The sequence below is a fragment of the uncultured Corynebacterium sp. genome (assembly GCF_937999985.1).
Lineage (GTDB): Bacteria > Actinomycetota > Actinomycetes > Mycobacteriales > Mycobacteriaceae > Corynebacterium.
On record NZ_CALLDG010000106.1, the window covers coordinates 1 to 10,387 of the forward strand.

A 10,387-nucleotide genomic window follows, 5' to 3' on the forward strand; every position below is an offset into this window, starting at 1 on the left:
TGGTTGGTTGCCTACCCGAAGAAAGTTTTGATCCTGAAAACTTTGATCTGATCATGGACTGCGAACACGTTTGCCACGGGTTTATCTGGTCGAACGTGGACGATCACGGCATGTCCAGCCCCGAACCGGGCGACCTGGTTGAGGCGATCTAAAGGCATGACGTTCGACAAAGACTTGGGAACCGCAACCATGCCGGTTGATTGGTTCTTAACGGGGCTAATACTAATCCCCCTGGCCGGGTACACCGCCTGGCTAATCACACACAACTATTACTATGAAAGGTTTGAACCTATGAACGAGATCGACATGCACGACGGCGACCTACTGAATGCCGTAGCGGGAATGGTGTACCGAGGTACTATCCATTCTTTCTCTTGGAGGATCAACAGCGACCGGCTGGTCGTTGTGAACCTGTACGACACGGCAGGGCCGGTGTGCGTAATCAGGGAAGAAGAGGGGTGGCACGGGGGTTACGTGTTCGAGGTTTACCCGAGCTCCCCAGAAACTGAAGGCTTGGCACGCGAGATCGAAGAGGCGCTAGTGCGTAGAAGTTCGGAGATGGCCAGCTAACCGTAGTCGCTCCAGTGGCCACCAAGCCTAAGGTTTGGTAGTTGCGAGAGTGCCCACGACGGCACAACAGACCGAGACATTGATAGGAAGACATGATTCTAGAATGCGCTAACTGCGATGAAACGATCCGCTGGACTGATTGCGGGTGGGTACACCTGGCCAGCGACGACGTTCAATGCGTAACAGCAGAGCACTGCACAGAGTGTGGACAGATCGTTGACTACTACGCGGATAAAAAGGTTTGGTTGCACGACGACGGAGTATTCCGCGATGGGGTGGCCGACTATGAAGCCACGAAAGTTCAGCACGAACCACGACCAGAGACACCAACCATCGCACAACCACGAGAGGATAAGTAAGACATGATTATTGATGCACGACGACTAACCGGGGACTTGCAACCGTTCCTGGAGGACATGATCGGGACGCTGGAAGAGCTGGAAATCGGACGGTACTACGAAAAGCACGGCGAAGAGTACCGGGGCACCCTGGTGCACCGGAGTATGGAAGACATGATGGCCGAAGTAGCGCGGGACATGCCCCGTTTCCTGGAGTTCATCGCCCCCACCGTGATCGGCGACGCAGCCCCAGTAAAGGTATCGCTGGCAGCCCACGAGGGTTACGCCTAACACGTGGAGCTGAGAATCGATTGGCTAGAGCTGGAAGACCTAGCCCGTCACGAGCTTGGCGAGGACTACGACCAGGCAGACCCGCTAACGGTTATCGAAGACTTGATTGATAACGAAGACCTACTAATGCACGAAGAGTTCTCCAGCTGGTTCTACCTGCTGGGCAACGCCGTGTACGCCTATGAAGAGGAGGCATGAGACTGATGACACTTTCACACACCCGCCTACACTCTATCGCCGGGGGCGCTGCCGAGGCAGACCTAGCCTTGGCTTGCATCAACGACCGCCACGGTGAGCCGTTCATCGAAGATTTGAGAGGTTTGGCCGAAGAGCAAAACAAGACCCGCGAGGTTATCGGAGAATGGCTAGTGCAGATCGAGAAGCTAACCCTGGAAAACCCGTTCCTGCTGGTTGAAGCACTCCATCTGTACCAGGATCAGGTTGAGCACGCTTGGGAAGCTGCTGATCTGTTCGGCAACGACATCGCCCTTGAAGCCTTGGGGTGTGCGTCACCGTTCCGTGATCGGGAATGGCTGAACGAAGACTTGGTATTGGAGATTGAACGATGGATCGAGGACACCCTACCAAGGCTTGAGAGCCACTACTGGGAAGACCCCTACACCGGAGAGATGGACTTTGAAATCAGATAAGCAGATTGACAAGGGAACGGTCGTGCAAGTCGCGTTCAAAGGTATGGACCTGTACAGCCCGCTGATCCGCGCGCGGGTAACCGCCTGGAACAGCAACGCACGCACGGGGACTGCGATGACGATCCCCGGTGGCAAGACGTTCCCCATCGCCGAATGGCGAACCGGGCTGAAGCTGCTGGACGGCAGCATCGCCCACGACCTAATCATCGAATAAATCGGGAGGCATGAAACCATGAACAACCAGCTAGACAACACTATCGAAGCCAGCGAAGACTACGTGTGGCTGCGCAACGAGACCGACGCCGACGTCGCGGTCGAGATCGACGAGCACGGCGACTGCGCTGTCCTATTCCAGGTAGAGACCGGGTGGCACGAGGAGCGCGAGGGGCGCGAGCTAACCAACGAAGACTTGGTGAGGCTCGAAGACCTGGTTCGCGAGCGCGTGGATAAAGACCTGGATCCGTACGACAGTATCCACGCCACGTTCTCGGGCGACGAAATGATCGAGATCGAGTTCTACCTGGGAGACCAGCGGGGACAAACGGTGGGAGAAGTCTTGGAGCTCGCGTGGGACTTTATCGCAGCGTGCGCAAACGTCACTGACCCGGGAACGTTTGGAGAACCGTACGCTTTCGCAGCGTGAACACAAGGAGGTATGAAAGGCATGAAACCTGAAGAGACTGTACTGTTCCCCTACTTCGCTTACCGCGTCCGGGAGTTGGCCGACGACTATGAGCTGGCAAGCCCGTTCGACCTTATCGAAGGTATCGTCGCGCAGCTGGATCCGCCGGAGCGGATCGGGGCGGAGGAAGTGCGGGAGATCGTCGAGCACCTAAAGCTGGTGTACACAGACCCGCGCCTGGTGGGGTTGCGCTACCCGTTCCGGGACGGAGGTTTTGGGGAGCGAGCTGAGGAACTGGAAGTATGCTTGCGCCTGTTCCCGAGGCTCTACGCTCGGCTAACGTACCAGAGCCACCCTGGAGAGGACACGGCGGGCATTCTGAGCGCGGTAGCTACTCCCCTGCTTATGCAAGTCTGGGAGGAGGAGTGCGAAGACTTGGTTGAGAACGCAGAGCGATTGTTGAACACGCTGTTTAAACAGGGCTGACACTAAGATATGGCCGCCACCTGGTAACGTAGAGGTTAGCTGTAGAGGGCACCCCCTCACTACCCCCTGCGTTTACCAAAAAGTAAAGCGGTAGCTTAGTGTTTGCTGAGGTTTGTTGACAAGAGAAGAACATCACCTGGCTTATCACTATCCCCTAACGAGAAAGGAAAACCCATGAGCGGGTTATCGCCAGAGATTGTAATCGAACTAATGAACGAAGGCTTGACTCAGGCAGCAATCGCCCGAGAATACGGAGTCTCCCGACAGTACGTGAACAAACTTGCCATCCAGGGCGGACACACCCCGGTAGTACCCATCATCACCGAAAATCTACCGTGGGATATTCCGTCCGACTACTACGAAAACACGCTTTACCAAGGCATGAGGCTTATCGGCCACGGCAACTACACCGGGTTCGACAAGCTGAACGGATCCAGCCTAGCCAAGGCTAGGGCGGTCCTCACTAAGCTGACCAGGTTTAGGCAGGTCATTGATTTTGACCCGTCGTACCCGGCTATGCCGGGGCTGACAAACACACCGGGGTTCGCCTACGTTCCCCGAACGGAAGACGATGAAGACTTCATCGTGAAGATACGACCGGGCACCCGGATAACCTCAGTGGGTAGGAAAATCTGGAGGTTGCCGGAAGAGATGCCCTAGAAACAAGGAGATATGGAAGAGCTAATCGAGTCGCGCGAAGGAGAGTTTTACTCCACCCTCATCAACGGTGGAGAGTTCCTGTACTGCTGGTACGACTCCAGTAGGGTGACACGCGCCACAGACATGGTTGCAACATCGGAGATTCTGAAGGAGGGGTGGTTCGCCATCTACCTGGAAAGCTTTGAACAGTTCAACGTGGAGGTGTACGCGCGTGCCGAAGCATAGGAGTGTATCGCAGCGCGGGCTGTACGAGCGCTGCCCCTACCGCTACAAGCTGGAGAGGCTCGACAAGGTGTGGCAACGACCGGCGAGCTGGCTATCCCAAGGCTTGGGAGTTCACAAGGCTATGGAGGTTTGGGAGCAGGAGAACCGGGAGCCCGGCATTGAGGATTTGGTGGAGATCTACCGAGAGGAGTACGCCCGATCCATCGAGGAGCAAGCGGAAGAGACGCCGAACTTCGCTTACTGGTTCGGGTCAGGCCCTTACAGTGGCGAGGTCGATGTTGAACGGAGGTTTGGCGTCGGTGAAGCCCAGCTGAGGAGCCTGGTGGCGTACTGCGAAGCGCACCCCGAAGAGAAGATTTGGGTAACGCCCGACGGGGATCCCGCTATCGAGCTGGAATTCAACGTCGAGCTCGGTGGGGTTGCTGTTAAAGGTTTTATCGACCAGGTGATCGAAACCCCAGGTGGTTTGAGGGTTCGTGACATTAAGACCGGATCCAAGCCCGGTGACACGTTCCAGCTGGCGGTTTATGCAGAAGCCATGAATATTATGCACGGTGTAGTAATCGAACACGGTGACTATTTTATGGGTAAAACCGGCAAGCCAACCAAGCCCATCCCCATCACCGCGGTAGACCGAGAAACCACACACGAAGCTTTCAAAACCCTGGAAGAAAACATCCAGGCCGAAAACTTCCCACCCAAACCCAGCAGAAACAACTGCGCAATGTGCGCGGTAAAGACATCGTGCGAGTTTGCGGTTGCATGAGTTCATCATCACAGTAGCAGGGATCGACGGGAGAGAATTCCACGTCAGAGCCCCCAGCATGGATGAAGCAATGCTGGCCGTAGAACAATACCTGAAAGAAGAAAGAGAGGAGGCAGAATGCTAACGCTTGCACAATCAGCGGACGTTCGCGGCTCCGCCGGCGAACCACTACCCACCGTGTGGGAATCCCTTGAAAGGCATGGAACCAGGTTCCTCAGAGGCCAGCTTGCGCTAGTCGCAGCAGGACCTGGAACAGGAAAATCCGCCTTCGTACTGAACTACGCCCTACGGTCAGGCGTGAGCTGCCTGTACTTCAGCGCAGACTCAGACGCCTTCGTACAACTCTCACGATCGCTCGCGATCCTGGGAGGTATGAACATGCAAGACGCCGGCGACCTAGCCCTCGCAGGAGGAGCACGGGTAGGGGACATCGTAGGCCATGCGCCGATCCGGTTCAGCTACGACCCCTCCCCTACCCTGTCCCACATCGAGAAAGAGTTAGCCGCATACGAAGAACTGTACGGCGACTACCCCGAACTCATCGTGGTGGACAACGCGATGGACGTGAACCTGGAGGTGGGCGAGGCCGACCAGGCTCAAAGCCTTGATGCTCTCATGGCGTGGCTGCACGACGCAGCCCGAGAAACAGAGGCTTGCGTTATAGTGCTGCACCACGTCACCGGCCCTTACAACGACGCCAACCAACCCATCCCACTGTCCGGTGTGAAAGGCCAGATCGGGCGTGTACCCGAGCTGATACTCACGCTGCACAAGCACCCCGACGATTACGGAGGCATGGACGAGCTCAGAGTATCCACAGTGAAAAACCGTGGACAGAGAGCAGACCCTTCAGGTCAATCGTACGTCGGGTTGACGTTCGACGGGTACCGCATGTCCATCAAGGACAACGAAGGCTTACCGGAGGATCCCTGGGCATAGGAACAGAAGGGTTGATTAACCAGTGACAAGCAAACGAAAACGATGCAAGGACTGCACAAGCCAAGGCATCACAACCTACCGGCGGATAGTCCCCAACTCCGGGGGTAGGTGCGCCACCCACCACCGGGAGAGGCGGAAACAACTAAAGGCTTCGCGCCACGCTGAGCACGTACAACGCACCTACGGCATCACAGCCAGCGAGTACCAGCGCCTGTACGAGCACCAGGGAGGCGTGTGTTTCATCTGCCAGAGAGCCACCGGCCAGCGCCGGAAGCTGGCGGTGGATCACGACCACGACACCGGGTTCGTAAGAGGCTTGCTGTGCAAGACGTGCAACTACAAGGTGCTTGGGCACCTGCGGGACGATACTGAAGCTTTCGCCCGCGCAATCCAGTACATCAACAATCCCCCGGCTTTCGGGGCTATCGGAAAACGAAAGGTTCCAGATGACGATTAAAGATCTAGAGAAGCTACTGCTCGCAGTAGCGGGGGCGGAAGAATCCCACAGGCTTGACCGCCCGAGAGAGGATGAAGAATTCATCTACGGAAGGGTAGAAACTGCAACGTTCGAGGCGGTGTACGGTGTTCGCACCAAGATCACCCGCCCCGGGTTCGAGGTTGATCTATTCATCGACGGTCGGGCTGCCAGTGTGGAGTTCCCGGAGACCGTAACCCTCGCAGAGGCTGAGCGGTGTATCCAAGCCATGGTCGGGACGTTCATGGCGGCTCACGCCGCAGGTAACGGGGAGGCGCTCGATGACTGATCCGCTGTTCAAACAGATCGACAGGTACACAGACCCTAAGCTACGACCGTTCGCCGGGAGCTGGGCACTAACCCTACAGGTCTCAGGCATGTTCAAGGACGAGGAAGCGGTGTTCGAGCGCATGAACAGCCTCCTCCGGGACTTCACCCCGGATGAGTTGGAGTATCTCGGGTACGCGGATATTGAATCGGACGTCTGGATCGACGATGGTACCGACTACTAGAAAGGAGGCTTGAGGGCATGATCCTACAGACCATGCTTGACCGGATCGAGAAGCAGGAAGCCGATGACGACCTCGTGTACGAGGTGAGAGTGTGGACCGCGAACCGCTACTACGCCGATAAAATCAAAGGTACGCGCACCGCGCTCGACACCTACTACGGAGCCTTAGAGCTAGTCTTCGGGGACTACAGCCCGGATGACCCGACCTACCTGGTGCTCGGAGGCCCCGCCGTGCGGTTCCAGGACATCGAGGCAATAGAGCTCAAGGAGGCCCAGCCGGGTGATCAGTGAAGTCCTAGCGAGGTACTACCCCGAGTGGGATCCGCCCGAGCGGGACGAGTTCGCGGGTTGGGTACGCTGCACCTGCCCCGTGCACAGCGACGAGTTCCCCAGCGCGAGCATCAGCTTTGAGAAAGAAGCTTTCAAATGCCACGGGTGCGGGTACAAGGGAGACTACCTGAAAATCATTATGAGAGAAGAGGAGGTGAGCCGTGACGCGGCTGTCAGAATCGCAGAGGGAATCGCTGAAAACAGCGGTATCGAAGTACCACGAAGCGCTGCCCGGAAGCGAAGCCGAGGAGTACCTAAGCTCAAGAGGTTTAACCGGGTTTGATGGGGTTGACAAATACCGACTAGGGTATGTCAACGACCCGCTGCCCGAGCACGAGAAGCACCGGGGCAAACTGGTGATCCCCTACCTGCGGTGGCACCCGAGGTACGGGTGGACGTGCGTGAGCCTGAGGTTCCGCGCGATCGACGGGTCAAAACCCAAGTACGCGAGCATGGCCGGCGACAGGCCACGCCTGTACAACACCCAGGCGCTCAACGCACCCTCAACAGAGGTTTGCATTGCGGAAGGAGAGCTCGATGCCCTCACAGCCACGCTGGCGGGGATGCCCACCGTGGGTGTCCCGGGAGCCACGCTGTGGCAAGACCACTGGACAGAGCTGTTCCGCGGCTACCGCACCGTGCACGTCGTAACCGACGGAGACGAAGCCGGAGAAAAGCTCGGAAAGCACCTGGCTAAGCAACTATCGAACGCCCGGGTTGTGGAATGCCCACCCGGCGAAGACATCAATTCCTTGTACACGAAGTACGGGGTGGAGAGATTGGAGAAACTATGGACTACAACGGCACACCAGTAGCAACAGTGTTCACGAAGCGGAACTGCCCCGCGTGCGAGGCGACGAAGAAGCTGTTCGCCAAGCTGGGCGCGGAGATCGAGATCGAAGACCTGGATCGTGACCCGGCGGCTCTACAGTTCGTGAAGGAGCAAGGGTTTATGCAAGCCCCGGTGGTGGGCACGAAGCTTACCGGGATGGAGTGGTCCGGCTACAAGCCAGACCTGATCCGAGAGGCGGTGAGGAAGCATCGCTAGGCAGCAGACACCGATCCTGCTAACAGCAACCCAAGCGAGTAAGTACTTCCCCACCCTGAAGGGTAGGGAGGTCCAGTTCCTGCAAGACGTACCAGTCGCAGGGGCTTGGGGTAAAGCCCCGGTCTACGCAACCAGGGATATTCGACAGAAACTGAAGAAGGAGGAGGCTGAGTGACCAACCACAAAGCGATCCACAACCCGGCCCACTACCAGACCAGCAGTGGGCTGGAAGCCATCGACGTGATCGACGCGTTCTTCCACGACAACTACGCGCTCGGGAACGTGTTCAAGTACATCGCCCGGGCTGGCAAGAAGGGTGACACCCTGGAGGATCTGGGCAAGGCGCAGTGGTACCTGAACCACGCGATCCTGCTGGAGAACCGCGAGGATAAGGAAATCCAGGGGGTGCCGCTGTGACAGTCGAGAATGTGCTGATCATCCCTGACACGCACTTTCCTGATACGGACATGCGGGTGTGGAAGACGATCCTGCGGATCATCGCGTCCGAGAAGCCCGACCGGATCGTACACATCGGAGATCTGATGGACTACCCTCAGCCGTCCAGGTGGACGAAGGGCACTAAATCCGAGTTCGAGGGTAGCGTTTATGAAGCTTCTAAGAACGCGGTGAAGAAGATCATCGAGCCGTTGCGCGAGGTGTTCGACGGACCGATCGGGGTGCACGAGGGTAACCACGACCTTCGACCCCGCGCTTACATGGAGAAGTATGCACCAGCGTTGGCTGACACGGACTACTTCAACTTTGAGAAGCTGCTTCGGTTCGACGAGTTCGAGATTGAACGGCTACCGGACTTCCACACGGTAGCCCCGGGGTGGATCACCACCCACGGGCACCTGGGCGGTATCCGCCTGAACCCTAACGCTGGCATGACCGCTCTGAAGGCGGCTGAGCGGTTGGGTGTGAACGTTGTGATGGGTCACACGCACCGCGCTGGTATTTGTAACCTAACCCGTGGCAGAGAAGGAGTCGCGGACGTAACAACAGGAATGGAGGTGGGTCATATCATGGACCCGAAGAAGGTAACTTACCTAAAGGGCGCTACAGGGAACTGGCAGCAGGGTGTTGGTTGGTTGACAATCGACGGCAAGCATGTTGTCCCCAAGTTCCTGCCGGTGTCGGCGCGGAAGATGAGCGTGCACGAGAAGGTGTATGCGGTGTGATCGGAAACAGTTTTCACGAGAAGCACTCGGCCACCGTCAAGAGCGTCGCTCGGCAGGCAGCGTACAGGTGGAACGGCCTGGTCGATGCTGAGGACGTTGAGCAGGATCTGTGGCTGTTCATTATGACCAGCCCCAGCGTGTCCGAGTACATGGATCGTTCTTCCGACGGGGAGATCCGTTCCGCTCTGCGGAAGAAGGCAGACTCGATCTGCTCGCAGGAGCGGGATTCGTACGACCATTTCACCGGCAACTTCCACTACAGCACCCGCGACGTGGCAGACATCCTGGCGCGCGTTGCCGATTGTTTGGGGGTTACTGAGGCTGAGCGCATGGATTTGCAGCTCGGCATGGAGGAGCTGGAGGCGGAGTACCCGAACCAGTTCGAGAACGTCAAGAAGTATTTCTACGCGGGAGCAGAATCCCGCGACCGAGTAGACAGAGTAAGGAAGTCACGATGCTTGGAAAAACTCACCACCACCATGAACCGCAAGCGATCCCAGCGGGATCTCGACCGCGCGGAGGGGCTCGGAACACGACCCCTAAGCACCGCAAGCAAGGAGGAGGACTACTAGCCCTAATCATCATCGCAGCGATCGTATCGCTGATCATCACCTTCCTAGCAACCAAGTACGGCGTCGTACCAATGCTGGAAGACCTGACCGGACGAGACGTGCGCGTAGCGCCAGTGCTGCTAACCGTGCTGCTGATCGTCTACACCCTCAACCCACTGGAGATGAAGTTCACCAATGAATGATCCGTTCGCGGGCCTGGAAGAAGCCCCAAACAACTCTTCCGACACTGACAAGAACACCGCCACCGACAAGAAGGAGACCACCGTGGCAACCACCGAAAACCAGCCCAAGATCGTCGTAACCCTGAAGGGCGGCTCCGGCTACGATGCCCCGTGGGTGGTCGTGCACGCCGACACCCCGCAGGGCGCGCTCGACACCCTCAACGACGAGGGCACCAAGCAGCTGCTGGAGCAGACCAAGAAGGTCGGCGCTTTCTTCAGCGCAGGAGGACGCAAGGCCAGCAACGGCCAGCCAGCAGCAGCCACCCGCCCGGCCAACGGCCAGGAACCCCCGGAGGGCTACGTCTTCAAGTCCGGCGTATCCCAGAAGACCGGCAAGCCGTGGCAGGCGTTCATGCCGATCGACCGTAACTCTGGCCTACAGGCCATCTGGCTCAACGCTGACGGCTCCCGCCGCAGCTAAGGAGGAGATGCCCCATGACCACCCGCAGAACCTACGACCTACCCGAACCGTCGAAAACCCGCGACACATACAGCACCTGGC

Annotated in this window: 22 protein-coding genes; all 22 read left to right on the forward strand. The window is 57.7% G+C overall.

Features of this window, described 5'->3' with window-relative positions; translation table 11 throughout:
• Window positions 1-291: 291 nt before the first annotated feature.
• The 22 genes from Q0331_RS04950 to Q0331_RS05050 all read left to right on the forward strand — a co-directional run bounded on the left by Q0331_RS04950 (window position 292) and on the right by Q0331_RS05050 (window position 10,306).
• Window positions 292-570 (forward strand): hypothetical protein, encoded by a 279-nt coding sequence (locus tag Q0331_RS04950; protein ID WP_298075364.1) that lies wholly within the window; start codon window positions 292-294, stop codon window positions 568-570.
• Window positions 571-932: 362 nt separating this feature from the next.
• Complete coding sequence (locus tag Q0331_RS04955) at window positions 933-1,199, forward strand: hypothetical protein (protein ID WP_298075365.1); 267 nt, start codon at window positions 933-935, stop codon at window positions 1,197-1,199.
• 3 nt (window positions 1,200-1,202) lie between these two features.
• Complete coding sequence (locus Q0331_RS04960) at window positions 1,203-1,397, forward strand: hypothetical protein (RefSeq protein ID WP_298075366.1); 195 nt, start codon at window positions 1,203-1,205, stop codon at window positions 1,395-1,397.
• A 5-nt stretch (window positions 1,398-1,402) separates the two neighbouring features.
• Window positions 1,403-1,849, forward strand: coding sequence for a hypothetical protein (locus Q0331_RS04965; RefSeq protein ID WP_298075367.1), 447 nt, complete (start codon window positions 1,403-1,405; stop codon window positions 1,847-1,849).
• Between the two features lie 43 nt (window positions 1,850-1,892).
• Entirely contained in the window at window positions 1,893-2,063 is a 171-nt protein-coding gene (locus Q0331_RS04970; protein ID WP_298075368.1) for a hypothetical protein, read from the forward strand.
• 18 nt (window positions 2,064-2,081) lie between these two features.
• Entirely contained in the window at window positions 2,082-2,492 is a 411-nt protein-coding gene (locus tag Q0331_RS04975) for a hypothetical protein (RefSeq protein WP_298075369.1), read from the forward strand.
• A gap of 21 nt (window positions 2,493-2,513) precedes the next feature.
• Window positions 2,514-2,957 carry a hypothetical protein gene (locus Q0331_RS04980; RefSeq protein WP_298075370.1) on the forward strand — a complete coding sequence of 148 codons (444 nt, stop codon included), beginning with the start codon at window positions 2,514-2,516 and terminating at the stop codon, window positions 2,955-2,957.
• A 174-nt stretch (window positions 2,958-3,131) separates the two neighbouring features.
• On the forward strand, window positions 3,132-3,617 hold the full coding sequence (locus tag Q0331_RS04985) for a hypothetical protein (RefSeq protein WP_298075371.1): 486 nt from the start codon (window positions 3,132-3,134) through the stop codon (window positions 3,615-3,617).
• Between the two features lie 12 nt (window positions 3,618-3,629).
• Window positions 3,630-3,842, forward strand: coding sequence for a hypothetical protein (locus tag Q0331_RS04990; protein WP_298075372.1), 213 nt, complete (start codon window positions 3,630-3,632; stop codon window positions 3,840-3,842).
• On the forward strand, window positions 3,829-4,608 hold the full coding sequence (locus Q0331_RS04995; RefSeq protein ID WP_298075373.1) for a PD-(D/E)XK nuclease family protein: 780 nt from the start codon (window positions 3,829-3,831) through the stop codon (window positions 4,606-4,608). Before Q0331_RS04990 ends, Q0331_RS04995 begins: the two co-directional genes overlap by 14 nt.
• Before the next feature lie 117 nt (window positions 4,609-4,725).
• Complete coding sequence (locus Q0331_RS05000) at window positions 4,726-5,547, forward strand: AAA family ATPase (protein ID WP_298075374.1); 822 nt, start codon at window positions 4,726-4,728, stop codon at window positions 5,545-5,547.
• Between the two features lie 22 nt (window positions 5,548-5,569).
• The gene (locus Q0331_RS05005; protein WP_298075375.1) at window positions 5,570-6,004 is read left to right on the forward strand and encodes an endonuclease VII domain-containing protein; all 435 of its coding nucleotides are present in this window, start codon (window positions 5,570-5,572) and stop codon (window positions 6,002-6,004) included.
• Complete coding sequence (locus Q0331_RS05010; protein ID WP_298075376.1) at window positions 5,994-6,311, forward strand: hypothetical protein; 318 nt, start codon at window positions 5,994-5,996, stop codon at window positions 6,309-6,311. The genes Q0331_RS05005 and Q0331_RS05010 overlap by 11 nt, the downstream gene beginning before the upstream one ends.
• 88 nt (window positions 6,312-6,399) lie before the next feature.
• Window positions 6,400-6,534, forward strand: a complete 135-nt coding sequence (locus Q0331_RS05015) for a hypothetical protein (protein WP_298075377.1) — start codon at window positions 6,400-6,402, stop codon at window positions 6,532-6,534.
• 17 nt (window positions 6,535-6,551) lie between these two features.
• Window positions 6,552-6,824, forward strand: a complete 273-nt coding sequence (locus tag Q0331_RS05020; RefSeq protein ID WP_298075378.1) for a hypothetical protein — start codon at window positions 6,552-6,554, stop codon at window positions 6,822-6,824.
• 79 nt (window positions 6,825-6,903) lie between these two features.
• The gene (locus Q0331_RS10815; protein WP_367274963.1) at window positions 6,904-7,146 is read left to right on the forward strand and encodes a CHC2 zinc finger domain-containing protein; all 243 of its coding nucleotides are present in this window, start codon (window positions 6,904-6,906) and stop codon (window positions 7,144-7,146) included.
• Window positions 7,034-7,678, forward strand: a complete 645-nt coding sequence (locus tag Q0331_RS05025) for a toprim domain-containing protein (protein WP_367274964.1) — start codon at window positions 7,034-7,036, stop codon at window positions 7,676-7,678. Before Q0331_RS10815 ends, Q0331_RS05025 begins: the two co-directional genes overlap by 113 nt.
• Window positions 7,654-7,911, forward strand: coding sequence for a glutaredoxin domain-containing protein (locus Q0331_RS05030; RefSeq protein WP_298075380.1), 258 nt, complete (start codon window positions 7,654-7,656; stop codon window positions 7,909-7,911). Before Q0331_RS05025 ends, Q0331_RS05030 begins: the two co-directional genes overlap by 25 nt.
• A gap of 171 nt (window positions 7,912-8,082) precedes the next feature.
• A complete protein-coding gene (locus Q0331_RS05035) occupies window positions 8,083-8,328 on the forward strand; it encodes a DUF3310 domain-containing protein (RefSeq protein WP_298075381.1) in 246 nt (81 codons plus the stop codon).
• Window positions 8,325-9,092: a metallophosphoesterase gene (locus Q0331_RS05040; protein WP_298075382.1), complete on the forward strand. Its 768-nt coding sequence runs from the start codon at window positions 8,325-8,327 to the stop codon at window positions 9,090-9,092. Before Q0331_RS05035 ends, Q0331_RS05040 begins: the two co-directional genes overlap by 4 nt.
• Window positions 9,089-9,664: a hypothetical protein gene (locus Q0331_RS05045; RefSeq protein WP_298075383.1), complete on the forward strand. Its 576-nt coding sequence runs from the start codon at window positions 9,089-9,091 to the stop codon at window positions 9,662-9,664. The genes Q0331_RS05040 and Q0331_RS05045 overlap by 4 nt, the downstream gene beginning before the upstream one ends.
• A gap of 174 nt (window positions 9,665-9,838) precedes the next feature.
• Window positions 9,839-10,306, forward strand: coding sequence for a hypothetical protein (locus Q0331_RS05050; RefSeq protein WP_298075384.1), 468 nt, complete (start codon window positions 9,839-9,841; stop codon window positions 10,304-10,306).
• The last annotated feature ends 81 nt before the right edge of the window (window positions 10,307-10,387 follow it).